At 58.6% G+C, this 25,609-nt stretch carries 24 protein-coding genes, 1 tRNA gene and 2 pseudogenes; 19 read left to right on the plus strand and 8 right to left on the minus strand.

The annotated features are described in order from the left end of the window. Window positions 1-231: 231 nt before the first annotated feature. Window positions 232-465 (minus strand): hypothetical protein, encoded by a 234-nt coding sequence (locus tag PH562_RS02365; RefSeq protein WP_285171259.1) that lies wholly within the window; start codon window positions 463-465, stop codon window positions 232-234. Between the two features lie 570 nt (window positions 466-1,035). Here PH562_RS02365 and dnaG point away from each other — a divergent pair. Together dnaG and recQ are read left to right on the plus strand one after the other, a co-directional pair. After that, window positions 1,036-3,024 (plus strand): DNA primase, encoded by a 1,989-nt coding sequence (gene dnaG, locus PH562_RS02370; protein ID WP_285171260.1) that lies wholly within the window; start codon window positions 1,036-1,038, stop codon window positions 3,022-3,024. Between the two features lie 7 nt (window positions 3,025-3,031). Further along, a complete protein-coding gene (recQ, locus tag PH562_RS02375) occupies window positions 3,032-4,912 on the plus strand; it encodes a DNA helicase RecQ (RefSeq protein WP_285171261.1) in 1,881 nt (626 codons plus the stop codon). Window positions 4,913-4,951: 39 nt separating this feature from the next. Here recQ and PH562_RS02380 read toward each other — a convergent pair whose 3' ends face one another. After that, entirely contained in the window at window positions 4,952-5,722 is a 771-nt protein-coding gene (locus PH562_RS02380; protein WP_285171262.1) for an SDR family oxidoreductase, read from the minus strand. Between the two features lie 266 nt (window positions 5,723-5,988). Here PH562_RS02380 and PH562_RS02385 point away from each other — a divergent pair, with 266 nt between their 5' ends. The 6 genes from PH562_RS02385 to PH562_RS02410 all read left to right on the plus strand — a co-directional run bounded on the left by PH562_RS02385 (window position 5,989) and on the right by PH562_RS02410 (window position 14,552). After that, window positions 5,989-7,176, plus strand: coding sequence for a glycine C-acetyltransferase (locus tag PH562_RS02385; protein ID WP_285171267.1), 1,188 nt, complete (start codon window positions 5,989-5,991; stop codon window positions 7,174-7,176). 21 nt (window positions 7,177-7,197) lie between these two features. Further along, a complete protein-coding gene (tdh, locus tag PH562_RS02390) occupies window positions 7,198-8,235 on the plus strand; it encodes an L-threonine 3-dehydrogenase (RefSeq protein WP_285171268.1) in 1,038 nt (345 codons plus the stop codon). Window positions 8,236-8,685: 450 nt separating this feature from the next. Beyond that, window positions 8,686-10,746 carry an RNA polymerase sigma factor RpoD gene (rpoD, locus tag PH562_RS02395; protein ID WP_095435359.1) on the plus strand — a complete coding sequence of 687 codons (2,061 nt, stop codon included), beginning with the start codon at window positions 8,686-8,688 and terminating at the stop codon, window positions 10,744-10,746. A gap of 121 nt (window positions 10,747-10,867) precedes the next feature. Continuing rightward, complete coding sequence (locus PH562_RS02400; protein ID WP_285171269.1) at window positions 10,868-11,647, plus strand: APH(3')-II family aminoglycoside O-phosphotransferase; 780 nt, start codon at window positions 10,868-10,870, stop codon at window positions 11,645-11,647. Window positions 11,648-11,880: 233 nt separating this feature from the next. Continuing rightward, window positions 11,881-13,437 carry a DUF930 domain-containing protein gene (locus PH562_RS02405; RefSeq protein WP_285171271.1) on the plus strand — a complete coding sequence of 519 codons (1,557 nt, stop codon included), beginning with the start codon at window positions 11,881-11,883 and terminating at the stop codon, window positions 13,435-13,437. Between the two features lie 137 nt (window positions 13,438-13,574). Next, a complete protein-coding gene (locus PH562_RS02410) occupies window positions 13,575-14,552 on the plus strand; it encodes a DMT family transporter (protein WP_285171272.1) in 978 nt (325 codons plus the stop codon). Between the two features lie 55 nt (window positions 14,553-14,607). Here the strand turns inward: PH562_RS02410 and PH562_RS30710 are convergent. Further along, window positions 14,608-14,772, minus strand: a pseudogene (locus PH562_RS30710) (hypothetical protein); the annotation flags it as partial. Between PH562_RS30710 and PH562_RS30715 the strand changes: the two are divergent. The 5 genes and pseudogenes from PH562_RS30715 to PH562_RS02430 form a co-directional block, all read left to right on the plus strand. Further along, window positions 14,699-15,076 (plus strand): annotated as a pseudogene (locus tag PH562_RS30715) (AraC family ligand binding domain-containing protein); the annotation flags it as partial. The pseudogenes PH562_RS30710 and PH562_RS30715 sit on opposite strands and share 74 nt — an antisense overlap. 21 nt (window positions 15,077-15,097) lie before the next feature. Next, complete coding sequence (locus PH562_RS30720; RefSeq protein ID WP_350223768.1) at window positions 15,098-15,451, plus strand: helix-turn-helix transcriptional regulator; 354 nt, start codon at window positions 15,098-15,100, stop codon at window positions 15,449-15,451. Between the two features lie 81 nt (window positions 15,452-15,532). Further along, window positions 15,533-16,264 carry a B3/B4 domain-containing protein gene (locus PH562_RS02420; RefSeq protein ID WP_285171273.1) on the plus strand — a complete coding sequence of 244 codons (732 nt, stop codon included), beginning with the start codon at window positions 15,533-15,535 and terminating at the stop codon, window positions 16,262-16,264. Between the two features lie 94 nt (window positions 16,265-16,358). Next, window positions 16,359-17,588 (plus strand): MFS transporter, encoded by a 1,230-nt coding sequence (locus PH562_RS02425; RefSeq protein ID WP_285171274.1) that lies wholly within the window; start codon window positions 16,359-16,361, stop codon window positions 17,586-17,588. A 288-nt stretch (window positions 17,589-17,876) separates the two neighbouring features. After that, window positions 17,877-18,803: a LysR substrate-binding domain-containing protein gene (locus PH562_RS02430; protein WP_285171275.1), complete on the plus strand. Its 927-nt coding sequence runs from the start codon at window positions 17,877-17,879 to the stop codon at window positions 18,801-18,803. A gap of 13 nt (window positions 18,804-18,816) precedes the next feature. On the opposite strand, the gene PH562_RS02435 is transcribed toward PH562_RS02430, so the two are convergent. Beyond that, on the minus strand, window positions 18,817-19,209 hold the full coding sequence (locus PH562_RS02435; RefSeq protein WP_285171276.1) for a GNAT family N-acetyltransferase: 393 nt from the start codon (window positions 19,207-19,209) through the stop codon (window positions 18,817-18,819). Between the two features lie 144 nt (window positions 19,210-19,353). Between PH562_RS02435 and PH562_RS02440 the strand changes: the two genes are divergently transcribed. From PH562_RS02440 to PH562_RS02455, 4 genes are all read left to right on the plus strand, one after another. Then, window positions 19,354-19,707, plus strand: coding sequence for a DUF1428 domain-containing protein (locus tag PH562_RS02440; protein ID WP_113230344.1), 354 nt, complete (start codon window positions 19,354-19,356; stop codon window positions 19,705-19,707). An 82-nt stretch (window positions 19,708-19,789) separates the two neighbouring features. Then, a complete protein-coding gene (locus PH562_RS02445; RefSeq protein ID WP_113230345.1) occupies window positions 19,790-20,215 on the plus strand; it encodes a secondary thiamine-phosphate synthase enzyme YjbQ in 426 nt (141 codons plus the stop codon). A gap of 178 nt (window positions 20,216-20,393) precedes the next feature. After that, a complete protein-coding gene (locus PH562_RS02450) occupies window positions 20,394-20,699 on the plus strand; it encodes a hypothetical protein (RefSeq protein ID WP_285171277.1) in 306 nt (101 codons plus the stop codon). A gap of 247 nt (window positions 20,700-20,946) precedes the next feature. Beyond that, a complete protein-coding gene (locus tag PH562_RS02455; RefSeq protein ID WP_113230346.1) occupies window positions 20,947-21,285 on the plus strand; it encodes a hypothetical protein in 339 nt (112 codons plus the stop codon). A 122-nt stretch (window positions 21,286-21,407) separates the two neighbouring features. Here the strand turns inward: PH562_RS02455 and PH562_RS02460 are convergent, their stop codons facing one another. Further along, complete coding sequence (locus PH562_RS02460; RefSeq protein ID WP_285171278.1) at window positions 21,408-22,151, minus strand: SIMPL domain-containing protein; 744 nt, start codon at window positions 22,149-22,151, stop codon at window positions 21,408-21,410. A gap of 164 nt (window positions 22,152-22,315) precedes the next feature. On the opposite strand from PH562_RS02460, the gene PH562_RS02465 reads away from it, so the two are divergent. Further along, window positions 22,316-22,391: transfer RNA gene (locus PH562_RS02465), tRNA-Ile, on the plus strand. Window positions 22,392-22,589: 198 nt separating this feature from the next. On the opposite strand, the gene PH562_RS02470 is transcribed toward PH562_RS02465, so the two are convergent. The 3 genes from PH562_RS02470 to PH562_RS02480 are packed head-to-tail and all read right to left on the minus strand — an operon-like array spanning window position 22,590 to window position 24,498. Continuing rightward, entirely contained in the window at window positions 22,590-23,102 is a 513-nt protein-coding gene (locus PH562_RS02470) for a GNAT family N-acetyltransferase (protein ID WP_285171279.1), read from the minus strand. Next, entirely contained in the window at window positions 23,103-23,276 is a 174-nt protein-coding gene (locus tag PH562_RS02475) for a hypothetical protein (protein ID WP_285171280.1), read from the minus strand. Between the two features lie 7 nt (window positions 23,277-23,283). After that, on the minus strand, window positions 23,284-24,498 hold the full coding sequence (locus tag PH562_RS02480) for a hypothetical protein (RefSeq protein ID WP_285171281.1): 1,215 nt from the start codon (window positions 24,496-24,498) through the stop codon (window positions 23,284-23,286). A gap of 835 nt (window positions 24,499-25,333) precedes the next feature. On the opposite strand from PH562_RS02480, the gene PH562_RS02485 reads away from it, so the two are divergent. Further along, on the plus strand, window positions 25,334-25,564 hold the full coding sequence (locus PH562_RS02485; RefSeq protein WP_113230400.1) for a hypothetical protein: 231 nt from the start codon (window positions 25,334-25,336) through the stop codon (window positions 25,562-25,564). Window positions 25,565-25,609 lie beyond the last annotated feature (45 nt).

Raw genomic sequence — 25,609 nt, forward strand, 5'->3', positions numbered from 1 at the left:
CGGCGAGGAACCAAAGATGTTCCGCAGCATGTGTCGATGCTCGTATTGTCGCGAATTGGGGATGGCCCAAAATTAGAGAAGGCAGGAGCTGGGGGAGCTCCTGCCTTCTTGCGCTTTGCTGACGTTTGATGACGCAGGGTGGGGCCCAAAAATCAAACGTCTTTTGCAAAGGCACTCAGGTGGGGCGGCGCCGGGGGTAGGGATGGTGCCCCACCTGAGTATCTGCTGAACTTATCTGAAAATCCTGATCTGCTGGGGCAAAGCCAATGCCTGCGACGGCAGTTCGGACATTTGAACCTTTACGCCTGCCGTAAGGGCAGGAACTTTCATATTCGCCGGCAACTGATATCCCGCACCGGCATAAAGCACATTCTTTTCGCTGGCGCCGCCGTCCATCGTGGCCGAGCTGTAGCTAGCTGTGGCGAAGATGGCTGCTGCTGCCAAGGGTACGATCAGAACGCGCATTTCCCTCTCCTAAACAGAAAGCCCGTACCTGGTGGCTTTCGGTTCGTCAGGGCGTCTCGGCATGTCGCGTCGCAAAGAAGTTTCTTTGCCGGCTTGTCTCGCCCTGTGAGAAGGACGCTATTGCGGCGCACACGAACAATCAAATTACAAAAAAATAATGTTTGGCTTACGAACCTTGCCGCAAATGCGCCGTCAGAGAGTGTCGCGCGTGCGCGATTGCTTTGCAGCCATTGATTGTCCATGGCATCGCTCTTGGTCGCGTTTGTCGACCATAGGCTGTGCAAGTCTTTGCTTTTTCGCGGATTTTTGCGGACGAAATAGTTACTCCCATGGATGTAATCCTACCAGTTTCGGTCACGCGGAGGCAACTTTTGGGTATTTCGAGCCTGTCAACGGCAGCCGGGAATTTCGACACGAATGCGGATAAATCTACCGTCGTGTTCACGGAGTTGTGATCGTTGGGGCGAAAATGCAATCGCCGGCAAAGGGCTGTGAATAGCGTGGGAGGCGGCCGCGTCGCCGTGGCAATGCCCGGCATTCCTGTTTATATGGAATGAGCCAGAGGTAGCCATGCGATTTTCCAATACGTTTCTCGACGAGATTCGCGACCGCGTTTTGATTTCGGACGTGATCGGTCGTCGTGTGACCTGGGATCGGCGCAAGACAAATGTGCCGCGCGGCGATTACTGGGCTTGCTGCCCCTTCCACGGTGAAAAATCGCCGAGCTTCCACTGCGAGGATCGCAAGGGGCGTTATCACTGCTTCGGCTGTGGGGTGACGGGCGACCATTTCCGCTTTCTGACCGAATTGGAGGGCTTGAGCTTTCCGGAGGCCGTACAGCAGATCGCCGACATGGCCGGCGTTCCGATGCCCGTGGCCGATCCGATGGAGGCGAAACGCGAGAAGGAGCGCACATCGCTGCTCGATGTCATGGAAATGGCGACTCAGTTCTTTCAGGATCAGTTGCAGACGGCCAACGGCGCACGAGCGCGAGCTTACCTGCGCGACCGCGGCCTCAGCGGCCGCACCATCGAAACGTTCCGCCTGGGATATTCGCCCGATAGCCGCAACGCCCTGAAGGAGCATCTCGCCGGCAAGGGCGTACTGAAGGAGCAGATGGAGGCCTGTGGCCTTGTCGTGCACGAGAACGTGCCGGTCTCCTATGATCGGTTCCGCGACCGCATCATGTTTCCGATTCTCTCTTCCAGAGAAAAGGTGATCGCCTTCGGCGGCCGCGCCATGTCGCCGGATGCGCCGGCGAAATACTTGAATTCCAACGAGACCGAGCTCTTTCACAAGGGCAACGTACTCTATAATTTCACGCGCGCGCGCCGTGCTGCCCAGGGCAATGATGGGGCCGGCACCATCATTGCCGTCGAAGGCTATATGGATGTCATCGCGCTGTATCAGGCGGGTGTCGAGAATGCGGTTGCGCCGCTCGGCACGGCACTGACCGAGAACCAGCTCGATCTTCTCTGGAAGATGACGCCGGAGCCGGTGCTCTGCTTCGATGGTGACGGCGCCGGCATTCGCGCCGCCAATCGTGCCGCCGATCTGGCGCTGCCGCATATCAAACCGAACCGCACCGTGCGTTTTGCGCTGCTGCCCGATGGCAAGGATCCCGACGATCTCGTCCGGCATGACGGGCGCGCACCCTTCGACAAGGTGCTGGCGCAGGCAAAGCCGCTTGCTGAGCTCATCTGGACGAGGGAAGCCGGCAGCGGCACGTTCGAGACGCCTGAGGCGCGGGCGGAGCTGGAAGCGCGGCTGCGGCGCATCGTCTCCGTCATCACGGATGAGGATGTCCGCCGCCACTACCAGCAAAACATGCGGGAGCGGCTGAATGGGTTGTTTCAGCCGCAATTTCAACGAAACAGCGGCCAGCAGGCACGCGGCTTTTCGCGTGATGGTAACGGCCGCTCTTTCGGCGGTCGCGGTGGGCAGGCGCGCGGCGCTCCCCCAATGCCGACGACGGCATCCGATCGTCTGGCCCGCTCGGCCATGATCAAGGGGCATCAGGATATTCCGAGCCTTCGCGAAAGCGTGCTCGCCTTGACCATCGTCAATCATCCGCCACTGTTGCAGGACGAGTACGACGAGATTGCTGCGATCGACTACGAGAGCCGCGAATTGCAGCGCCTGTGGTCGGCGGTTCTCGGCATCGCTGCCACCATGGTCGGGCCGCAATTCGTCCGCGAACGATTGGTCGAGCAATTGGAGGAGCAGGGCTTCGGCGCCTTGCTGAAGAGCCTCGACCAGCAGGTCCGCAATGCCCGGCTGTGGACGGCAACCGAGGAGGCCGCCATGGAGGATGCGCGCGAAGGTTACCGCCAGGCGCTCGCGCTTCACAAGCGTTCCAAGGCGCTCCGTTGGCACAAGATCGAATTGCAGGGCGCGATTGCCGAGGCAACGGAAGACGGCGACGGCGAGCTGATCGAGCAGCTGATGCGCGCCTTGCAGGAGGTTCAACTCGAAGCGATAAGGCTGGAAAACCAGGAAGCGATCATCGATGGCTTCGGCGTGCTCTCCGGTCGCGTCAAAGGTGCCGCTGGAAAATAGGGAATAGATGCCTCAGCCTGAAAGACAAGAGCCGCGATTTTCCGTAGACGACGCTTTGTTCGGTGAGCATACCGGTGCGCCGGCGCCGCTTGATGTCCTGAAGCGTGTTTATGGCTATTCCGCCTTTCGCGGCAAGCAACAGCAGGTGGTCGAGCATGTCGTTTCCGGCGGCGATGCGGTCGTGCTGTTTCCGACTGGTGCCGGCAAGTCGCTATGTTTCCAGATCCCCGCGCTTTGCCGCGATGGTATCGGCATCGTTGTCTCTCCGCTGATTGCGCTGATGCGGGATCAGGTGGAGGCGATGAAGCAGCTCGGCATCCGGGCGGCCGCCTTGAATTCGTCGCTGTCGCGCGAGGAGGCGAGTGATGTCTATCGCGCCATTTCCGCCGGCAAGCTCGATCTGCTCTATGTGACGCCGGAACGCATTGCGACGGAAGGCTTCTGCCAGATGCTCAGCCGAGCCAAGATCGCGCTTTTTGCGATCGACGAAGCGCATTGCGTCTCGCAATGGGGCCATGACTTCCGACCGGAATATCGCGATCTCGGCCGGCTTGCCGAGCTTTTTCCCGGCGTGCCGCGCATCGCGCTAACGGCAACGGCCGATCCGCATACGCGCGAAGACATCATTGAACGGCTGGCGCTCGATGATGCCAAGGTCTTTACCACCAGCTTCGACCGGCCGAACATCACCTATGAGATTGTCGAGCGCGATCAGCCACGCCAGCAATTGCTGCGCTTTCTCGACGGACATCGTGGCGATAGCGGTATCGTCTATTGTCTCTCTCGTGCCAAGGTCGAGGACACGGCGGAGTGGCTGAATGGGCAGGGCATCCGTGCGCTTCCCTATCATGCCGGCATGGATCGAGCGCTTCGCGATGCCAATCAGGATGCCTTCTTGAAAGAGGAAGACCTGTGCCTCGTGGCGACGGTTGCCTTCGGTATGGGCATCGACAAGCCGAATGTGCGCTATGTCGCCCATCTCGATCTGCCGGGATCGGTGGAGGCCTATTATCAGGAGACGGGTCGCGCCGGGCGCGATGGGCTGCCTTCCAATGTCTGGATGGCCTATGGCATGGCCGATGTCATCCAGCGCGGGCGAATGATCGACGAGGGCGGCGCGTCCGAGGAAATCAAGCGGGTGGAACGGGCAAAGCTCAATGCGCTGCTTGCGATCTGCGAGACGGCCGGCTGCCGGCGGCAGTCGATCCTTTCGCATTTCGGCGAGGCACATGGCGGCGGTTGCGGCAATTGCGATACCTGCCTGAAGCCTGTCGAGACCTGGGACGGGACGGAAGCGGCCATCAAGGCGCTTGCCGCCGTCTATCGTACAGGCGAGCGTTTCGGCACCGGCCATGTCATCGATGTGCTGATGGGAACGGTCAATGAGAAGACCGAGCGTTTCGGCCACATCGACATGCCAGTTTTCGGCGCAGGCAAGGATATTCCCTCTCGCACCTGGCAATCGATCTTCCGGCAATTATTGGCGAACGGCTTTATCAACATCGACCACACGGCCTTCGGTGCCATGAAGCTCCAGGAACAGGCGAGGGCCGTCTTCAAGCGCGAGCGGCAGGTGTTTTTCCGCAAGGATCGGCCCGAAACGGGCCGCCGCGGCAAGAGAGCGGGGCGACCGGAGAAGCAGGCTCACGGGCTTTCCGGCGAAGACCAGCTTCTCTTCGACGCGTTGCGCGCCGAGCGCACCCGGATCGCCAAAGAATTGGGTGTGCCGCCCTATGTCGTCTTTCCGGATACGACTCTGATTGCCTTTGCGACGGAGCGGCCGACGAATCATAGGGACCTTCTGGGGATATCCGGTGTGGGGCAATCGAAGCTGGAACGCTATGGGGATGCGTTCCTTGCCGTGATTTCGGAATTCATCAACCGGTGACGCGCTGAAGGCCGATATCGAAACGCGGCTGCCGACGCGCTACATGCGCACGGTCATGCCGCCATCGACGGTCAGGACGTGGCCGTTGACAAAGGAAGCGGCATCGCTGGCGAGGAAAAGTGCGGCGCCCGCAATCTCGTCCGGACGTCCCCAGCGTTGAACGGGGATGCGTTGGCGCACGATGGGGATCAGGTCTTCGTTCGCGACCATTGCTGCATTGGTTTCCGTTGCGAACCAACCCGGCGCGATGGCGTTGCTGGTAATGCCGTGAGGACCAAATTCCACAGCCATGCTGCGCATTAGGCCTGTCAGACCCTGCTTGGCGGCGGGATAGACGCAGTCGCCGGGCATGACGACCTGCCCGCTGATCGAAGTGACCGAGATCAGTCGCCCATGATTGTTTCGTTTCATGAGGCGCGCGGCATCGCGGGAGAGCATGATCGAGGCGGCAAGATCCGTGTTGAGCAAGGCGAGGATCGCCTCGTCATCGAAGTCGGCCAGCGGGCGTCTGTCGCGCGCACCGACGTTGTTGATCAGTATGTCGAGCCGGCCGTGATTGTTTTCGATGTCGTTTATTGCTGCGTGCTGGGCATCACTATCGGAAATATCGAAGGCTGCGGCTTCCGCCGAGCCGTTTCTCGCTCGGATCGTCTCCACGGCTACATTAAGTGTGGCTGCGGTTCGTCCGTTGATGATGACGTGAGCGCCGGCATCGGCAAGCGCCTGCGCCATTTCAAATCCCAGGCCGCGCCCGCCGCCGGTGATGAGGGCAACCCGTCCTGCGAGGGAGAATCTGTGGAATATACTCATGGCTCTCCCTTACTTATTTTCAGAGTAGCGCCAATCTGCTGTAAAATATTGGACTGAGTCAAGTAATTTTTGCGATAGCAACCAATGAAAGCTGGCTCGAAAGTTGCGTCCATTCAGTCCATTTCGACAGATAATATCGAAACTGCCGCCTATCGCGCGGACGTCACGGCGTTGCGCATTTTTGCCGCTGTCGGATGCAGCAACAGGCCGGATCCTATGTTATTCCTTGATTAATTAGGCCCTTTGACCAGCATCGGAATGCGACCATGACTTCAGCGTTCATATCCCATTTGCGCAACGAACTTCTCGGCCTGAAAGAAGCCGGTCTCTATAAGGCCGAGCGCGTCATCACCTCTAAACAGGCTGGCGAAATCGCCGTGCTTGGTGGCGCGCGCGTCCTCAATTTCTGCGCTAACAACTATCTCGGTCTCGCCGATAATGAGGAACTTGCCGAGGCCGCAAAGAAAGCGCTCGATCGCTATGGTTACGGCATGGCTTCGGTTCGTTTCATCTGCGGCACACAGGAAGAGCACAAGCAGCTCGAGGCGCGGATTTCGGCTTTCCTCGGCATGGAGGCGACGATCCTCTATTCGTCCTGCTTCGATGCCAATGGCGGATTGTTCGAGACGCTGCTGTCGGAAGAGGATGCCATTATCTCGGATGCCCTCAATCATGCCTCGATCATCGATGGGGTACGGCTCTCCAAGGCGAAGCGCTTCCGCTACGCCAACAACGACATGGCGGCTTTGGAAGAAGAGCTGAAGAAGGCCGAGGGCAGCCGCTTCAAGCTGATAGCGACCGACGGCGTCTTCTCCATGGACGGCATCATCGCCAATCTCGGCGGCGTCTGCGATCTGGCGGAGAAATATGGCGCGATGGTCATGGTCGATGACAGCCATGCGGTCGGTTTCGTCGGTGAGCATGGCCGGGGATCGGCTGAATACTGCGGCGTCGAAGGCAGAATCGACATTATCACCGGCACGCTCGGTAAGGCGCTTGGCGGCGCTTCCGGCGGTTATACTTCTGCCAGGGGTGAGATCGTCGAGTGGTTGCGGCAGCGTTCGCGCCCCTATCTGTTCTCCAACACCTTGGCACCCGTCATCGCCGCAGCCTCGCTGAAGGTCTTCGATCTGATCGAAAATGGCGCTGATTTGCGTGCACGCCTTCAAGGCAATGCCGAACTCTTCCGCCGAGAGATGACCAAGCTCGGCTTCACGCTCGCCGGCGCCGATCACCCGATCATCCCCGTCATGCTTGGCGACGCGAAGCTAGCGCAGGACATGGCGGCGCTCATGCTGCAGAAGGGCGTCTACGTCATCGGCTTTTCCTTCCCCGTGGTGCCGAAGGGGCAGGCGCGCATCCGCACACAGATGTCGGCTGCCCATTCGAAGGCCGATGTCGAAAAGGCGATTGCAGCCTTTGCCGAAGCCGGAAAAGAACTCGGAATCATTTGAATTGGTTGGAGAGAACCGATCATGTCGAACATGATGAAAGCGTTGGTCAAATCCAGGCCGGAGGTCGGGCTATGGATGGAGCATGTGCCGGTTCCGGACGTCGGGCCGAACGATGTCCTGATCCGGGTCAAAAAGTCAGCGATCTGCGGCACGGATGTCCATATTTGGAACTGGGATCAATGGGCGCAAAAAACCATTCCCGTTCCGATGGTGGTCGGCCACGAATTTTGCGGTGAGATCGCCGAGATCGGTTCCGCCGTGACGAAATATCATGTCGGCGAGCGCGTCTCGGGTGAAGGTCATATCGTTTGCGGCAAATGCCGCAACTGCCGGGCGGGCAGGGGCCATCTCTGCCGCAACACGCTCGGCGTCGGCGTCAACCGTCCCGGCTCCTTCGGTGAGTTCGTCTGCATTCCGGAATCCAACGTCGTGCCGATCCCCGACGATATTCCGGATGAAATCGCCGCGATCTTCGATCCCTTCGGCAATGCCGTCCATACGGCGCTTTCTTTCGATCTGGTGGGCGAAGATGTGCTGGTGACCGGCGCGGGGCCGATCGGCATCATGGGGGCCATGGTCGCCAAGCGCTCCGGTGCGCGCAAGGTCGTCATCACCGATATCAATCCCACCCGGCTGGCGCTGGCCCGCAAGGTCGGCATCGATCATGTCGTCGACGCCTCCAAGGAAAACCTTGCCGATGTGATGAAGTCCATTGGCATGACCGAGGGTTTCGATGTCGGGCTGGAAATGTCGGGTGCGGCGCCCGCCTTTCGCGACATGATCGACAAGATGAACAATGGCGGCAAGATCGCCATTCTCGGCATCGCGCCGGCCGGCTTCGAGATCGACTGGAACAAGGTCATCTTCAAGATGCTGAACCTGAAGGGCATCTATGGCCGCGAGATGTTCGAGACCTGGTACAAGATGATCGCCTTCGTGCAAGGCGGTCTCGATGTATCGCCCCTCATCACTCATCGTATCGGCATCGATGATTTTCGCGATGGCTTCGAAGCGATGCGCTCAGGCAATTCCGGCAAGGTCGTGATGGACTGGAATTGATGCCATTCGGACACACTTCCGGCCTCGGTAATACCTGCCGATGCTGGAAATGTGAAGCTTTGCTCAGGATGCTCTTGTCATCGCGTGGGGACTTCCTAAATACGGGAAACATTAAATCGCTGCGTGCGGAGCCTGTGGATAAGGCTTTTTCGCGCATTTAACGGGCTTTTTTGCTGGAAAAGCTTGACGAGAACTAAAATTCTAGGAATCACCGTTTGACTTCGGAAAGAACGGTAAAACTGGATCAAGCGGATCACCTGATATCATGGCCGGAAATCCAAACGCAATCCAGCTTTGCACTCCGGTGGCGGTGATCGTGGTTAATCGGGCATTAAAGGTCATTCCGTTAGGTGTTCGTCGGTGAGTCGCGGCTGGTGCAGGGCGCGCCAGCCAGTGTGATTGTTTCACCGCGTGTAAGTTTGCAGCGTCAGGGAAAGCGACGATATAAAGATGGCAACAAAGGTCAAAGAGAACGAAGAAGCTGAAGTCGAGCGCGACGGCACCTCCGACGGCCCCCTTCTCGATCTTTCCGACGACGCGGTCAAGAAGATGATCAAGGCCGCGAAGAAGCGCGGCTACGTGACGATGGACGAGCTCAACGCCGTTCTTCCGTCCGAGGAAGTGACGTCCGAACAGATCGAAGATACGATGGCCATGCTTTCGGACATGGGCATCAACGTCATCGAGGACGAAGACGTCGAAGAGGCTGGCGCTGCGGCCAGCGATGACGACGATGCCGGCGGCGATGACGACAGCGAGGGCGGCGAACTCGCTCCCTCCACGGGTTCTGCGCTCGCCACCGCCAAGAAGAAAGAGCCGACCGACCGCACGGACGACCCGGTGCGCATGTATCTGCGCGAAATGGGTTCCGTCGAGCTTCTGTCGCGCGAAGGCGAAATCGCGATTGCCAAGCGCATCGAGGCCGGCCGCGAAACCATGATCGGTGGCCTCTGTGAGAGCCCGTTGACGTTCCAGGCGCTGATTATCTGGCGCGACGAACTCAACGAAGGCACGACGCTGCTGCGCGAGATCATCGACCTCGAAACCACCTATTCCGGTCCCGAGGCCAAGGCTGCACCGCAGTTCCAGAGCCCCGAGAAGATCGAGGCTGACCGCAAGGCCGCCGAAGAGAAGGAAAAGGCGCGCCGCGGCCGCTCTCCCTCCGGCGACGACGACATCACCAATGTCGGCGGCGAAGGCCTCCCCATCGAGGAGGAGGAAGAGGACGAGGACGAATCCAACCTCTCTCTCGCCGCGATGGAAGCCGAGCTTCGTCCGCAGGTGATGACGACGCTCGACATCATCGCGGAAACCTACAAGAAGCTGCGCAAGCTGCAGGACCAGCAGGTCGAACAGCGCCTGTCGGCTTCAGGTACACTCTCTTCGGCGCAGGAGCGCCGCTACAAGGAGCTCAAGGATGAGCTGGTCAAGTCGGTCAAGTCTCTGTCGCTGAACCAGAACCGCATCGACGCTCTCGTCGAGCAGCTCTATGACATCAACAAGCGCCTCGTTCAGAACGAAGGCCGCCTGTTGCGCCTTGCCGAATCCTATGGCGTCAAGCGTGACAGCTTCCTGGAACAGTATCAGGGCGCCGAACTCGATCCGAACTGGATGAAGTCCATCGGCAATCTGGCCGCACGTGGCTGGAAGGAATTCGCCAAGAGCGAAAACACGACGATCCGCGACATTCGCCAGGAAATTCAGAATCTTGCGACCGAAACCGGTATTTCGATCTCGGAATTCCGCCGCATCGTTCACATGGTGCAGAAGGGCGAGCGCGAAGCGCGTATCGCCAAGAAGGAAATGGTCGAAGCCAACCTGCGCCTCGTCATTTCCATTGCCAAGAAGTATACCAACCGCGGTCTGCAGTTTCTCGACCTCATTCAGGAAGGCAATATCGGCCTGATGAAGGCGGTCGATAAGTTCGAATATCGCCGCGGCTACAAATTCTCGACCTACGCCACCTGGTGGATTCGTCAGGCGATCACCCGTTCGATCGCCGACCAGGCGCGCACCATCCGTATTCCGGTGCACATGATCGAAACGATCAACAAGATCGTTCGCACGTCGCGCCAGATGCTGCACGAAATCGGCCGCGAGCCGACGCCGGAAGAACTGGCTGAAAAGCTCGCCATGCCGCTCGAAAAGGTGCGCAAGGTTCTGAAGATCGCCAAGGAGCCGATCTCGCTCGAAACCCCGGTGGGTGACGAAGAGGATTCGCATCTCGGCGACTTCATCGAGGACAAGAATGCGCTTCTGCCGATCGACGCCGCCATCCAGGCGAACCTGCGTGAGACGACGACCCGCGTTCTGGCATCGCTCACGCCGCGCGAAGAACGCGTTCTGCGCATGCGCTTCGGCATCGGCATGAACACCGACCATACGCTCGAAGAAGTCGGCCAGCAGTTCTCGGTTACGCGCGAACGTATCCGCCAGATCGAAGCCAAGGCGCTGCGCAAGCTCAAGCATCCGAGCCGCAGCCGCAAGCTCAGAAGCTTCCTCGACAGCTGAGATCTGGCGCAAGCCGACATCTGCCGTCTACAAAACAAGGCCCGGTTCGCGAAAGTGAGCCGGGTTTTTAGTTGGCATTATCAAATTTGAGGAGCCACTTTTGGCAAGCAAACCGCAATTCATGGAGACATCCCTTCCTGTCCGACTGCGCGATCTGCTGGCCGGGTATGAATGGCGGCAGGATGGGCTTGGCCGCTCCTCGGCCCATGTCTTCCGGCTTGAGGCCGATGGACGCGCGCCGGTCTATCTCAAGACCGAGCTGGCCGATCCCTTGGGTGAATTGGCAGGCGAGGTTGCCAGGCTGCGATGGCTGGCCTCGCAGGGCCTTGCCTGCCCGGAGATCATTGCGCACGAGACGGATGGTGAACGCGAATGGCTTTTGATGAGCGCTCTTCCAGGCCGCGATTTCGTCAGCGCGGAGCGGCTGCAGCCGCTCGAGCGGGTGCGGCTTTTGGCGGATGCCTTGCGGCAATTGCACGCCGTCGACATCGCTGCCTGCCCCTTCGATCATCGGCTGGAGAACAGAATTGCTGCGGCAAGGGCGCGCTTGCTTGCCGGCCGCGTTGATGAGGGTGATTTCGATGAGGCCAGGCTTGGAAGATCGGCAGAAGATCTCTTCCACGAACTTCAGGCCAAGAGACCGTCAACGGAGAATCTGGTCGTCACCCATGGCGATGCCTGCCTTCCGAATTTCATGGCCGACGGCCCGAAATTCACAGGCTATATCGATTGCGGCCGCCTCGGCGTGGCTGATCGCCATCAGGATATTGCACTTGCCTGCGGCAGCATCGAGCACAATTTCGGAGAAGAATTGGTTGCGGAGTTTTTGAAAGCCTATGGCGATTTTGAGCTGCAAGCCGAAAAGATGGCATATTATCAGCTGCTGGATGAGTTCTTCTAGCGATGGGTGCGGTCGTCTTTGCACGCGATCACGCAGGTTTGTTTTTGCGCCATTGCGGATCGCGCGGAGGCCTGACAAGTTCGATTTCGACCAAGGCCTCTTTCGCGGCGCATGGTCGGGTACCATATGTCAGCGACCGGAAAGTCTTCTGATCTGTTTGCCGATAAGGATCGAATGAATCGATGCGTTGTTTTCGCCTGATTGCTTTCTCATCGCGAGCCATCCGCTGAACGATGGAAAAGGTCACGGAAAAACGGGATAGGGAGATAAGGCCGGGCTTCGTCCTGTCGATCCTTCTGCACGTCCTGTTTATCGCGGTTTTTCTGTTGCCGTTGCTGCCGGCGCCGCCTGAGGCAAAGCCCGAGCAGAGCGTCAATGTCGAGTTGGTGCCGCAGCAGGAGGAAAAGCAGGAGCTTGCGACGAAAGAGAATGAAAAGCCCGACCATCCTCCCAAGCCGATGCCAAGACCTGATGAGAAGCCAGCCCAGGAGACAGCTGAAGCTCAACAGGAGCCTCAGCGGCCGCAAGGAAAGAAGGCGGACGAACAGCCGCCAAAGCAATCCGATCCCACCGGCAAGAAGCAGGCGGAGAAGCCCGCAGCCAAGCCTGACGAGGCCAAGGCCGATAAGCCGATAGAGCAGGCGAAGTCCGAACCCAAGCCCGATGATCCCGCTGCTGATAAGCCCGGCGAGAAGGCGGAGCAACAGCCCTCTGCGACCGAGACTCCGCCTGAAGCAAAGGAAAAACCTCCCGAATCCAAGCGGTCCAATCCTGATCATAAACAAACTGCGGCTGATTTCAGGAATGAAGATCTGAGCAAAGATGATTTGTCATCGGCATCTAAAATAGAGAACGCAACTCTATCGCCTAAGATAAATGATAGCCAACCGCTGAAGGAATCTCAAACATCGGCCGCAACTGGCGACAAAGAGTCGCCAGTTGCCAAGGAAGCGGCCGAGAATCCTATTGCTTCGGAGTCTGAGACTCCGCAGTTGACTGCGGCCGATTCCAACTCTCAACTACAAAATTCTGAGCCTTCGGAACAAGGCGAGCCGAATGAATCGGGTATGGGTTCCTCGAACTCCGACCAACAAAGTCAGTCTGTACCTATATCTACGCCGCAAGTGCTGGCCACAGATTCATCGTCGGACACTAAAGTTGATCCATCCGACGAGCTTCAGTCCCGTCAGAATGCCGCAAACGTCACTGTTCCAGGCGTCATGGTGTCCGGACAACCGAAGATGGGTGAAGCGAGAAATTCGCCCGGCAACTCGACAGCGGAGGGTGGCGCTGGGCTCGTGATCGAGTCAATGCCGGAACAACGCGGCCAGACTTCTCGGTCCGAGCTCACAGAGAGAGAGCAAAAGGCGAGAGCAGTTGTTTCCGCAAAAGTAGGTTCCCCAGCTTCTGCGGCGCCTTTTGTTCAGGCCAAGCGATTGTACTCAGCGGATGAGCTTTCACGACTTCCAAAGGGCTTTTTAGCGCAATGGAAGCAACTTTCTGCACAAATGCGGATAAGTCAGCTTTGCAACTCCGAGGGGGCGGCCCAATTGAACGCTGCTGGGTTACATATACTGCGTTTTGGTTTGCCGCACATTTCCGAGAGCCGAAGCGCCAGCCGGAGTATAGAGACGGACAAGGCCGTGTATCGAACGTCTGACGGCTATCACTATGTTGGGGTGAAATGTAACGTCGATAGCAGCGCGACGAAAGTGATATCCTTTGCCTATCGCCTGGGTCCTTCCATACCGCAAGATCAATGGAAAAGCCTCAATCTTCCAACGAACTGAATCTCTCACGCAGCATCCGACGTGGCTGAAACAATAGTTTACTGCTCACCCCAATCGAAATCCACGTCATTTCATCATACAATTGCCCGCATCTCACTGATTCAGTGTCCTCCCATCGCACTTTTTTCAAGATTCCGATGTCCTCGATCACAGCCGATTCCAGTTCTGCGGCCGCTGGCCATTCCGCCCTGCGTGGTGTCCTTGTGGCATTCGCATCCTATGCCGTCTTCGCCTTCAGCGATGCGTCGATCAAGATCCTTCACGGGGTGATCCCCTCCTATCAGGTCGCTTTCATCGGCGCGCTGTTCGGCTTTGCCGCCGTGCCTTTCCTGAAGAAGCGGGAGGACGAGTGGTTTGACATGGTGAGGACGTCGAACCGTCCCTTGTGGCTGTTGCGTTTCGTCTGCGGCGCGACGGGCGCCATCTCCTCCGTCATCGCCTTTACCATGCTGCCGATGGCGGAAGCCTTTGCGCTGCTGTTCCTGCTGCCGTCCTTTGTCACCATTCTCTCAGTGATCTTTCTCAAGGAGGATGTGCGCTGGCAGCGCTGGACGGCGGTCATCCTCGGTTTTGTCGGCGTATTGATTGTCCTGCGTCCGGGTTTTCGCGAGCTCTCGGTCGGCCATCTCTGCGCGGCGATCGGCGGCCTTGCGGCGGCAATTTCCATCGTCGTCAACCGCGCGCTCGGCTCGAAAGAGAAGCGCATCTCGCTTTATGGGGCAGGCCTTTTCGGAACGCTTATCGTGAGTGGCCTTCTCATGCTGTCCGAAGTCACCATGCCCACGCCGATGCAGTGGATATTCCTCGCGAGCTACGGCCTGCTTGGCGCGTGCGGCAGCGTCTTGCTCTTGACGGCCGCGCAGATGGCGCCTGCCAATCTGGTTGCGCCGCCGCAATATAGCCAGATGCTCTGGGCGATCGCCTTCGGCTACCTGCTGTTCAACGACAGCATCGATATGCCGATGGCCATCGGTATTGTCCTCATCATCTTTTCCGGCCTGCTGACATTGGCGCGGGAGCGCAAGCGCGGCACACCGCTGCCGGCCGCCGTTACCGGCGATACGCAGGCGGCATTGGCGACGGCGGAGGATCACAAGGCCGCGGGAGGCGCTTAAGCCTTGTGTCCTGATTGAGGGTGCGCAACATTGTCGCCCGTGTGGGACGCCATAGCTAATATAGCGAACAGGCGGAATGAGAGGCGCCAGCGATGAAGTCCGGTGAATTCAGGATATACCGCTCTCGCCTTGCCGGCATCGAGGCGGTTCGGGCCGAAACCGGCCATAGCTTCCCCAAGCACACACATGAGCAGTTCGGCGTCGGTATCATCGAGGCCGGCGCGCAGAGGTCGCTGAGCGGGCGAGGGATGGTGCAGGCAGAGGCCGGCGACGTCATCAGCGTCAACCCGAACGAGGTGCATGACGGCATGCCCATCGGTGAAAGCCGTGCATGGTCCATGCTCTATTTCGATCCCCGGCTGATCGGCGATCTGTTGCGCGATGTCGGCGAGGGCAGGTTCGGTGCGGTGGAATTCCCGTCGCCTGTCATCCGCGACGGGAGGACGGCCGGGCATTTCAAAACCCTGTTTTCGCTTCTGATCGAGGACGCGGCCGAGAGTCCTCTCCTGCGGGAGGGACTGCTGCTGTCGCTTCTTGCCGCGGTGATGCGCGAAGGAGCGGGCCGCTTGCGTGAGGATGCCGTTTTCGCTGATATCAACAGGGCGCGTGAGCTGATCGATGACGATCCCGCCGCTCCATTGACCCTTGCCGAACTGGCAGAACTATGCGGGCTCAGCCACTTCCGTTTCCTGCGTGCCTTCGCCAAGGTGACGGGACTGACGCCGCATGCCTACCTCATGCAGCGCCGCATTCACGAAGCGCGGCGGCTGATTGCGGCGGGCACGTCTCTCGCGGAAGCGGCTTTTGCCAGCGGCTTTTCCGATCAGAGCCATATGACGCGTCTCTTCGTTCGCAATTTCGGCGTCTCGCCGGGTGCCTATGCTGCGGCCATCGGCTGAAGCTTCTGCAATTTTATTCAAGACCGGAGGATAATGACGGGGTTTTCTGCTGCGCCAAGCAGATGCCTATAAGGAGGTGCCATGTTTTTCCGCCATTCGAATGAGATGTGGAGCGAGTTTCCCGAGCTGGTTCCCGGTGTGTTGTTCGCCGAGGGGATCACTTCGACTGTCGATGTCGGAGATCGGATTGCTAAGTATCATGCGATTGCCGCCGACCGGCTGGTGCAGGGTCCCGAAAGCGAGATGGCCGAAATCCAGGCATGGCGGCGGGCTTTCTCCAAAATGGGATTGAAGCCGACGCAATATCGCTGCGCCTCCGAAGCACTGCTTCGCCGATTTCGTCAGGAAGAGTCTCTGCCGCGGCTGCATCCGCTCGTCGATCTCTGCAATGCCATCTCGATCGCTTTTGCGATTCCCGTTGCCGTTTTCGATCTTTCGAAAATCTCCGGCGATCTCGAGGTGCGGCATGCGAATGGCAGCGAAACCTATCTGACCTTTTCCGGCGAGATGGAGCATCCGGAAGTGAGGGAGGTGATCTTTGCCGATGCGGCTGGGCAAGCGCATGCCCGACGCTGGACCAATCGCCAGAGTGGTTTGTCCGCGGTGCGCAATGATACGCATTCGGTACTGATTGTCGCTGAGGCGCTGCACGAATCGGCAGATAGCGATGTTCCGAAGCTGATCGATGCTATCGCGGTAGAGGTGGCGGCCATCTGGTCGATCGAGGGCAGGCAAGGCCTCCTCAGCCCACCCTCACCGCGATTTGATTTATCGTCCGCGATGAATTTGCAACTGCAGCAAAAACGAGATTGACAGAAGGCGCGTTCAGGCAGAGCAGGGACTATAAAATTTCCGACTGTTGAGAACCATGTCTGCAAGCGTCCGTGCCGGCAGACGAAGAAGGCTCATGGATACCCTGCAAAATCTTGACCGGCCAAGCGTGCTCGGTCACCCCGGCTATCGTTCATTTGCTGCATCGCGTGTCTTTTCCTCGATAGGCTTTCAGTCTGTCACGGTTGCCATGGGCTGGATGATCTATGACCAGACCCATAGCGCCTTTTTCCTTGGCCTCGTCGGCTTCTGCCAGTTCCTGCCGATGGTCATCCTGACCTTTGTCGTCGGGCATGTCGCCGACCGGTTCGACCGCCGCCGAATCGGCCTCGTCTGCCAGCTGATCGAGGCATTGACCGCGCTGGTTCTTGCTGTGGCCGTCTGGCAGCACTGGATAGGTCCCGCCGGCATTCTGGCCGCCGTTGCCGTCATGGGCGCAGCGACGGCCTTCGAGCGTCCGACCATGGCAGCGCTTTTGCCCAATATCGTGCCGTCTTCGCTGTTGCAGGTCGCCATCGCGACCTCTACCTCGATGATGCAGACGGCCTTCATCATCGGGCCGTCGCTTGGCGGTCTGCTTTACGGCGTCAGCCCCGTTGCACCATTTGCCGTTTCAGCCGTGCTTTATGTCATTGCAAGCATCAACGTCATTTCGATCCGCGTTGAACGGCTGCAGCCGTCGTCGCGCGAGCCGGTGACGCTGAATTCCGTCTTCGCCGGCGTTTCCTTCATCAAGAGCCGCCCGGTCATGCTGGGGACGATTTCGCTCGATCTCTTCGCCGTGCTGCTCGGTGGAGCGACGGCGCTGCTGCCGATGTTCGCGCGCGATATCCTGCATGCCGGACCCTGGGGGCTTGGCCTGTTGCGCGCCGCGCCGGCGATTGGCGCGCTCACCATGTCGATCTGGCTGGCACGCCGGCCGCTGCAGAGCGATGTCGGCAAGAAGATGCTGTTTGCGGTCCTCGTTTTCGGGATTGCCACCATCGTCTTTTCACTGTCGACCAATATCATCCTTTCGGTCGCAGCGCTCTTCATCGTCGGCGCCTCGGATACCGTCAGCGTCGTCGTGCGCAGCTCGCTCGTGCAGCTCCTGACGCCGGATGCCATGCGCGGTCGGGTCAATGCCGTGAATTCGTTGTTCATCGGCACCTCCAATCAGCTCGGCGAATTCGAATCCGGCATGCTTGCCAGTGCACTCGGACCTGTCCTGACGGGCATCGTCGGCGGCGTCGGAACCATCGTCGTGGTGCTGCTCTGGACGCGCCTCTTTCCGGATTTGACCAGGGTGAAGACGCTCAGCGGTTAGCGATGTCCATCTTTGGATGGCTCTTTCGCGAGATCGCTCCGCCCGACATCCCGCAGCAAATGGTGGTTCGTCAGAGGCAGCATGTCTCGCTTTCGGCCACCTTCATCATGCGAGCGTCGTTCCAAAGCACCTTGCCGGATTAGGAACCGGGCGAACCATGTTCTCCAGCTTTCAACATGAAGAATATTCATCTATCCATGACCTCAAAATGGTTGACCAGTAGATAGATGCGCCTGGAATAGAGTGATGTATAATGAATCCTTGCGCTTTAAAGCATGAGGGATTTTCATGGGAAAGAGGCCGTTGCCACCGCTCTCGACGCTTCAGACATTCTGCGCCATTGCCGAGACCGGCGGTTTCGGTCGTGCTGCCGAGCGGATCGGGCAGACACAGACGGCAGTCAGCCATCAGCTTGCGCAGTTGGAAGGATGGATCGGCGGGCGCTTGTTCGACAGGGGCCGAAGTGGGGCGCGGCTGACACCGTTGGGCGCCCGTCTGCATCCTGCAATTTCAAGCGTGATCGCCGAGTTGGAAACGGCGTTGTACCAGGCGCGCGCGAGTATTTCGGTTCGCAGCGTTGCGGTCTCCGTCTCGCCGGAGTTCTCCAGCCAATGGCTGGCGGCGCGGCTGCCGGATTTCTGCCAGCGCTATCCGGACGTCGAGGTGAAGCTGGCTGTCGGCTACCAGCGCCCGGATTTTCAGCCTGGGGGTACCGATCTCGCTATCTGGCTCGGCCGCGCCGACGCCGGTTTCACGCATGAAGAATTGCTGACGGACGAAGAGTTCGTCGTCAGTTCGCCGGAACTCTCCAAACGACTGCCGCCGCGCTGGGCTATAAGGGCCGCTCCGCTTCTGCGTTACTCTGGCATGCGGCATACGATTCTAGATTGGCAGCGCTGGCACGAGCAGGTGATTGGCGAGAGCAGCGGCGAGGACGGCGTGCGTTTCGATATCGCACGGGCCGTGGAGGAGGCACCTTTCTTCGATTCCTTTGCCGAGATGCTGGAGGCCTGCCGGCAGGGCCGCGGCTTTGCCCTCGTACGAAGCTCGCTGGTGGCGCGCGATCTCTCCGAGAAAAAGCTGGTCAGGTGCTTTGTGGAGATGCAGCCGGCTGCTGTCAGCTATAATTTGGTCTATCCGCCGGCCGCCTTGCTGAACCCGGCTGCGGCCCTGTTTCGCAACTGGCTGCTCGCGCAAAGCCACTCATCCGTCTAAGGCGCGCATTCCGTCAATCCTGCAGCCGAATGAGGCCGGCCTCAGTGGGAGCAAAACCGAGCCCCCGATAAAAGCCGGTGAGATGCGGCTCGAAATCGACATGCAGCCATTCCGCGCCACGTTCGCCGGCCAGGGTTTTCGCCCGCGCGACGAGGGCGCTTGCGATACCTCTTCGCCGAAATTCCGGATCGACGCAGGTATCGAGAATAAAGGCATGAATGCCGCCATCCCAGGCGACATTGACGAAGCCCACCAGTCTTGCGCCCGCGAATGCGCCCACATGCGCGAGATTTCGGGAGAGAATGGGCTGGAAATCCCGCGGAGAGGAGCTGCGCCATGCGGTCGACCACAGGGCATTGAGCACCTCATTTTCGAGCTTCGGACCATTCTGGTATTCTATCATCATTGGCGTCCCTCCGCGGGATCGTTCAGTGAGTTCGGTGCTGTTTCGGGCCGACGGGATGGTCTGTGGAAAATATCCGCAGCCAATGTCGGATCTGGTTGCCGTCAATCGTCCTTTAAAAGTGAACATAGAACAGAGGAGGCTGAAATGTCCTATGTCGACGGTTTCATCGTTGCCGTGCCGAAAGACAAGATCGAGGCTTACAAGGCACTCGCGCAACGGGCCGGGGAGGTTTGGCGTGAATATGGTGCGCTAAGCTATGTCGAGGCCATAGGCGACGATGTGCCCTATGGCGAACTTACCTCTTTTCCGCGTGCGGTACAGGCGACGGAAGATGAGGTCGTGGTGTTCTCATGGATCACCTATGAATCGCGAGAAAGCCGCGATGCGATATTGGCGAAGGTCATGGCCGATCCGCGATTGAAGGATGAGATGGAAAACATGCCCTTTGACGGCAAGCGCATGATCTATGGCGGCTTCAATGTCGCCATTTCATTATAGGCTAAAGGCAGTGGCCGGACTTGACATTCCGGCCACTCGCCCGACCTGATGCGGATCGCTATCGCCATGCCCGGAGGATGCCATGCCGCAAACAGTGATCACGCTTTCGACTCATGGCCAGGGGCTCTACGAATTTACCGATCAGGTGGCGGAATTCGTCCGCACCGCGGCCGGCGGCGGTGAGGGGCTTTTGACCGTCTTCGTTCGCCACACCTCCTGTTCCCTCCTGATACAGGAAAATGCCGATCCCGATGTGAAGACCGATCTCAAGGCCTTCTTCAGCCGGCTCGTGCCGCCATCGTCGGATTCCTCGATGCGCTGGATCGTGCACACCATGGAGGGGCCGGACGATATGCCGGCGCATATCAAAGCCGCACTGATGCAGGTTTCCATTGGCATTCCGGTGATGAACGGTCGGCTGGCGTTCGGCACTTGGCAGGGCATCTATCTTTTCGAGCATCGCGACCGGCCGCATCGCCGCGAGATCGTGCTGCATTTTTCTGGCTGAACAGCGCGCCTTCTCGCGTCAATAGATTGTTAACCGTCGTGAATACAATCTGAACGGCCAATTCGTGTTCGGTTCAGCTTGGCTGACCTAACGTGGCCCCAATCCCGAGGCATTGCCGATGGCGAGGCCAATAACGGGATTGCAACAATCCGCAGCAAGGATTTGAAGGAGAAACACCATGACCAATCTTTTCGCCAAGACAGGTATTGCAGCTCTCATTGCGCTCGGCGCCATGTCCGCAACGGTCGTCACGGCCTCCGCCAACGACTTCCATCCCGGTATTCAGCAGGTTCGCTATGACCACGCGCGCGGTCGCATGTGCTCGCCGCGTCTCGCCGTCGAGAAAGCACGCGACATGGGTCTGCGCCGCGCCCGTATCGACAATGTCACGCCGCGCCGTGTCGTTGTCGAAGGTTTCGGCCGCCGTGGTCCGGATCGGGTTGTCTTCGCCAACGCACCGGGTTGCCCGCTGATCCGCCGCTGATTGCAGCGTGCCCAAGTTTTCCACATCTATTCGATGGATTCGAAGTCGTCTCCGAAAGGGAGGCGGCTTTATTTTTTATGTTGTGCTATTCTGGGCCATCTGGTTTCCCTTTAGCGTTCATTGTAGCTGAATAATGGATGAACGGCTGATTCTGGCCCCATTCAACATCATGCCGTTACCTCTCGGGCACTCGCTCAGCAAATATTGCAGGCATGAGAGAGAAGCCCTCTGCTTCATGGAGAACTTAATGAAACAAATGCTGGCAAAGTTGGGAGTCGCCGTCTGCGTCGCAGTGACTGCCTTGTCGGGCACGGCGGATTTTGCCTCTGCGCAGGGCGTCGATATTTATGTCAATCCGGGCCGTCATCGCCCGCCACCGCCGGATTATGATCGCCCGCCGCCGCGTTTTGACCGCCGTGGCTGCGATCCCCGCCAGGCCGTGGACGTTGCCCGCAGCTATGGTCTGCGCCGCGCCCGTGTTGTGGATGTGACGCCGCGTCGCGTTATCGTCGATGGTTTCGGCCGCCGCGGTCCGGATACGATGATGTTTGCCAATGTTCGCGGTTGCCCACTCCTTGGCCGCTGACAAGCAAAGCGGGCGCACGAGGCGCCCGCTTTCTCTCTGACCTTTTCGCCTTTTGGCGGGGGCCGCGGAACCGCCCTTTGCTCGACCCGATCGGATCTGAGCGAAGGGCGGTTTTGTTTTGATTACTGCTGGATCGCGTAGGTGATGCTGACCGATGCGTTGTATTCGTTTTCGCCGGTGACGACAGGAACTGCCTTGTCCATCGGAGCCGCGGCGGCCATGCTGCGCATATAGGGCTGCGGCGGGGCTGCAATGCCGCCTTCATGGATCGCGATAACGCGGCCGAGCTTGACGCCGGCGGCATCCGTCAAGGTCTTTGCCTTGGCGGCGGCATCGGCGACTGCCTTCTTGCGAGCCTCTTCGATCGTGGCATCGGGCTTGTCGTTGGTGAACTGGATATCGCCGCCCTGATTGATGCCGAGCTTGATCGCCTGATCGAGCAGCCCGCCGAGCTTCGAGAGATCACGCACGCGAACGGTCAGGCCGTTCGTCACCTGATAGCCGTTCAGAACCGGCGGCTGGTTGTGGCCGTCCTTGTCGTTCGGATAGGTATATTGCGGCTGAATGGAAAAGCCGGAGGTTTGCAGATCGCGCTCGGCGATGCCGCTTTCCTTCAGTGTTGCCAGCACGGCGCCCATGGCCTTGTTGTTCTGATCGAGTGCATCCTGGGCTGCCTTGGCCTGCTGAACGACTGCGAGCGTTACGACGGCCATATCCGGTGCGATGGAAGCATGTCCCTCACCAGTGACGGTAATGACCGCCTCGCGCGGCTTGGCATCTTCAGCAAAGGCTGCAGCCGCAGGCACGAAGAAAGTGGCGCTGACAAGAGCGGCAAGAGCAAAATCTCTGGTTTTCGTCAGAAGCATGTTTCGTTCCTTGGTTGATAATCCCTCAAGATCCGCTTTTGCGGATTGATTGTGAAGGTATTACGGCAGTCCCTTGTCGGAAAACAGAAATTGGGTTAGAGCCAAGTCGTCTTCGGGGAACCATTGCTCCGGAGTCGCAAGCGCAGAGTTCTTACCTTGCGCCTGGGCCTGTAGCTCAATGGTTAGAGCCGGCGGCTCATAACCGCTTGGTTGGGGGTTCGAGTCCCTCCGGGCCCACCATTTGCTTCTAACTTGCAAACTACGATGATCTCTCCGACGCGACTATCCGAGCGACGCAAGATCGCTTCAACAATCTGGTCCGCAATATCTCCGATCAGTCCACGTTCGCGTGAGGTCTCCTCCGCTCCCGGTGCGTGCTGCGGTTGCCAATAGAATGCCGGCTCTGGAGCCGCACCTCTTCTGAAGGCTCGGGTTCTCTTACGCTGCGTCAAAGCCTGTGTGAAACGCAACCGCCCCTTTTGGGGCTGGTCCCTTGAACACGATCCGCTGAAAATATTCGGCCGGTACGTCAGCGTAGCGAAGGGTTTCGTCGCTCGTGAAGTCGAAACGGGAGTAGTAGCGGGGATCGCCGAGAACCACGCAGCCGTTGGCGCCGCGCGCTCTCAGTTGGGCCAGTCCGTTTTCAATCAGAGCCTTTCCGATGCCTTTGCCCTGTCGGTCGGGGCGGACGGATACCGGGCCAAGGCCGAACCACTCTTCGGCTCCGGATTCGATTGTCACGGGCGAGAAGGCTACGTGGCCGATGATCTCATCGTTCTCCACGGCGACGAGGGAAAGGGTCAGCGCACCGGCCGTTCGCAGCGCATCGATGATCGCTGCCTCGGTGCCCGAACTATAGTTCTTTCCTTCGAAGGCGGCAGAGGTGATTGCATGAATGGCGTCGATATCTTTGGCTTCTTCTGCGCGAATGTGGGTCAACGATATCACCATTCAAAACTCCGCCTTGTGATACGGGCCGACAGTTTCCGCCATTTCCAATGCTTCGACGCTTTCTTCGATAGCTCCCAGGAAGAGCTTGGCAACACTAAGTTCCCAATAGCCGTCCGGCAAGTCGTTGTGAATTGAGACAGCGCGCGCAGCGAAATTCTCTGCCGATGTCAGCAATTCATCATCACCGCGCGCGGTCAGTAGCTATTCCTCCGAATAAGTCCGTCGACAGAACGAGTGTCGATGCAAAGTCGGCACTCTCGCGCAGGGCGGCTTGCGGCTCCTTGCGCGCGCCCTGCATGTTCGGCAGGGTCAAGCGATGGAGATATTGCTGCCCGACAAGATATTGATGGTAGGCGACGGGGTTGTCTTCGAAATAGGCACGCGCCATCTCATGCCGCTCGACTTCCGCCGCGGCGGCGAGCACGATCTGCCGCGAGATTTCGCGTTTATTGCGCGCAAGATCCAGCGTGCCGAAATTGAAGCGCTCCGCCCACAGGATCTCGCTGCCCGGCAGGGAGATGAGTTGTGTGACAAGCGAAAGATCGTCATCCGGCCCGCTCAATCTGGTTTCCAGGACATAGTTGATGTCATATCGCTCGAAAAGTGCGGCTTGATCCTCGGCTTCGCGGCCGATCTGGACAGCGGAGTAGGGGGCAATCACTCGCAGGCTGTGCAGGGCGCAAAAGCCGAGCGTGATGTCTTCGATGAGCGAGGAGGCGATCATGGTCGCAGTCCCATCGAGGCTCTCGTTGCCCGGCGGCAGCAGCGCGAGGCGAGGTATGCGCAAGATGGGCTGCGTAGCAGTATCCTGCTCGGATATGGCGGGCGAATGCGTGGAAGTAACTGGTGTCGGAGAGCGGGAGGTTGCCGCCCATGGCGAGACGAGATCCTTACGCCGCGCGAATATACGCTTGAGCTGATCGACGCCGCCTTCGGCGTCAAACGCCTTCAGCAATATACGATGTGTGGCCTCGTCTTGCGGTTCGGCTTCGAAAAGAAGGAGGGCCGCCTCCTTGATAAGCGCGATGTTGCCGGACGCGACTGGAATCGTCATCGCAGCATCCAGCGCTTCCTTTAACATGGCGAGATGTCGCCTTCTTTCGCTCTCTCGCCAATCAATGAAAGCTCTGGTCTGGCAGTTGGCTCTTTCCAGGAATTTTAACTGCGAGCGCTCCATCAAGATGGCGAGTTGCTCGGCTGAATTGCCGGTCGTGCCGATTTGCGCACGGACAATATCGCTCGTAAACGAGCCATTTGCGATGTGGATGTCGGTATCATCGAAGGTCAGGAGGCCGACGTTCAAGTCCGATTGCCGGCTCTTGATACGGGAAACGAGCTTGCGAAGGTTTGTCAGTGAATTCGCCAAGTCACCTTCACCCCAAAGAAATCGCGCCATGCTTGTTCTGCTGACGGATTTGCTGTCACTCGCGAGCAAATAGGCAATAATCAGAAGCGCCTTTTTCGGAAACGCTATTTGGCGTTCGTCGCTATCCAGCAGAGCGATTTCACCAAAAGTTCTGAGTAAAAATTTCATCGCGCCTTCTATATTGTTTTAGATATATAATGGCCGTCGTCCTTCGGCGTTCCGGCTGGATAAACGCCGAAACGACAGTGGAGTCGCTTATATATTTCTGATGCAAGGCATGAATATTTGCAAATTAACTATTCTCTTGCCTCTATTTTGAAAGTTGTTGTTGCATAAAAGCTTGGTTTTGGGCTCCATTTCCATGGAGCGCCGTCAGATCGTTTCGCATCGGGTTTGCGGGGAAACGCTTCAACTTGGTTGAATGGTATCTTCCTCGACGAGGCTGGCCGATCGGAAAATGGATCGCTGCTGCAAAGCTCGGGGATTTGCGGATTTTCACATGCTCGCTCGCGGCAGCACCGTTGAATACAGGTTTCCATTATTTGCCGCCAAGCCGCCTGCCATCGAGATCGCGCGGCATATACTTTGGTATAATTGCGGTGCACCATCGCTTGATTGACCGCTCTCGGTGGTTGTGACACTACGGCCATGTCCTCGCAACATCATGCGACGGCCTACGAAACCAGATCAAGAAACCAATGGACAGTTACCCTAGTCGCTGTCCGGTTGTGGTGTCATGCTGCACCCGGACGGTCATCGCAACAACCTGGACCGCTGCCGGCATTCGCCGGGCGAGCGCCGGTCGGGCCTAGCCTGTCCGGCTCGCCCTTCGGATCTGCCGTTAGGTGGGCCGAAGAGGTGAGCTATGAACAACATCGTTCTTTTCCGCGGACGCAGGTTCGCAACCAAGTTTTCCGCCCCGAACACCTTTGCGGTTTCGGTTGGCAGCCGTCCGGCTGAACGCTCCGTATCGCCACAGCGTCCGCGCCTGATCGCCGTCTGGCACATCAATTCCTACACCGGAAAGCTTGAGTGCTTCTGGACGACGGAAGGCGAGCTCGTCGTCGATGAGGATGGCAGCCGTCGCGCGGCTTAAGTGTCCTTTCTTAAACAAGCGCAGCGGTCGGTGGCGTCGCGAATG

The organism is Rhizobium centroccidentale, from assembly GCF_030182565.1.
Classification (GTDB): domain Bacteria; phylum Pseudomonadota; class Alphaproteobacteria; order Rhizobiales; family Rhizobiaceae; genus Rhizobium.

What these genes read in the sequence shown, in the direction of transcription:
- PH562_RS02365 (WP_285171259.1), bottom strand. Translation starts at nt 465, where the DNA reads ATGCGCGTTCTGATCGTACCCTTGGCAGCAGCAGCCATCTTCGCCACA.
- dnaG (WP_285171260.1), top strand. Translation starts at nt 1,036, where the DNA reads ATGCGATTTTCCAATACGTTTCTCGACGAGATTCGCGACCGCGTTTTG.
- recQ (WP_285171261.1), top strand. Translation starts at nt 3,032, where the DNA reads ATGCCTCAGCCTGAAAGACAAGAGCCGCGATTTTCCGTAGACGACGCT.
- PH562_RS02380 (WP_285171262.1), bottom strand. Translation starts at nt 5,722, where the DNA reads ATGAGTATATTCCACAGATTCTCCCTCGCAGGACGGGTTGCCCTCATC.
- PH562_RS02385 (WP_285171267.1), top strand. Translation starts at nt 5,989, where the DNA reads ATGACTTCAGCGTTCATATCCCATTTGCGCAACGAACTTCTCGGCCTG.
- tdh (WP_285171268.1), top strand. Translation starts at nt 7,198, where the DNA reads ATGTCGAACATGATGAAAGCGTTGGTCAAATCCAGGCCGGAGGTCGGG.
- rpoD (WP_095435359.1), top strand. Translation starts at nt 8,686, where the DNA reads ATGGCAACAAAGGTCAAAGAGAACGAAGAAGCTGAAGTCGAGCGCGAC.
- PH562_RS02400 (WP_285171269.1), top strand. Translation starts at nt 10,868, where the DNA reads ATGGAGACATCCCTTCCTGTCCGACTGCGCGATCTGCTGGCCGGGTAT.
- PH562_RS02405 (WP_285171271.1), top strand. Translation starts at nt 11,881, where the DNA reads ATGGAAAAGGTCACGGAAAAACGGGATAGGGAGATAAGGCCGGGCTTC.
- PH562_RS02410 (WP_285171272.1), top strand. Translation starts at nt 13,575, where the DNA reads ATGTCCTCGATCACAGCCGATTCCAGTTCTGCGGCCGCTGGCCATTCC.
- PH562_RS30720 (WP_350223768.1), top strand. Translation starts at nt 15,098, where the DNA reads ATGCGCGAAGGAGCGGGCCGCTTGCGTGAGGATGCCGTTTTCGCTGAT.
- PH562_RS02420 (WP_285171273.1), top strand. Translation starts at nt 15,533, where the DNA reads ATGTTTTTCCGCCATTCGAATGAGATGTGGAGCGAGTTTCCCGAGCTG.
- PH562_RS02425 (WP_285171274.1), top strand. Translation starts at nt 16,359, where the DNA reads ATGGATACCCTGCAAAATCTTGACCGGCCAAGCGTGCTCGGTCACCCC.
- PH562_RS02430 (WP_285171275.1), top strand. Translation starts at nt 17,877, where the DNA reads ATGGGAAAGAGGCCGTTGCCACCGCTCTCGACGCTTCAGACATTCTGC.
- PH562_RS02435 (WP_285171276.1), bottom strand. Translation starts at nt 19,209, where the DNA reads ATGATGATAGAATACCAGAATGGTCCGAAGCTCGAAAATGAGGTGCTC.
- PH562_RS02440 (WP_113230344.1), top strand. Translation starts at nt 19,354, where the DNA reads ATGTCCTATGTCGACGGTTTCATCGTTGCCGTGCCGAAAGACAAGATC.
- PH562_RS02445 (WP_113230345.1), top strand. Translation starts at nt 19,790, where the DNA reads ATGCCGCAAACAGTGATCACGCTTTCGACTCATGGCCAGGGGCTCTAC.
- PH562_RS02450 (WP_285171277.1), top strand. Translation starts at nt 20,394, where the DNA reads ATGACCAATCTTTTCGCCAAGACAGGTATTGCAGCTCTCATTGCGCTC.
- PH562_RS02455 (WP_113230346.1), top strand. Translation starts at nt 20,947, where the DNA reads ATGAAACAAATGCTGGCAAAGTTGGGAGTCGCCGTCTGCGTCGCAGTG.
- PH562_RS02460 (WP_285171278.1), bottom strand. Translation starts at nt 22,151, where the DNA reads ATGCTTCTGACGAAAACCAGAGATTTTGCTCTTGCCGCTCTTGTCAGC.
- PH562_RS02470 (WP_285171279.1), bottom strand. Translation starts at nt 23,102, where the DNA reads ATGGTGATATCGTTGACCCACATTCGCGCAGAAGAAGCCAAAGATATC.
- PH562_RS02480 (WP_285171281.1), bottom strand. Translation starts at nt 24,498, where the DNA reads ATGGCGCGATTTCTTTGGGGTGAAGGTGACTTGGCGAATTCACTGACA.
- PH562_RS02485 (WP_113230400.1), top strand. Translation starts at nt 25,334, where the DNA reads ATGAACAACATCGTTCTTTTCCGCGGACGCAGGTTCGCAACCAAGTTT.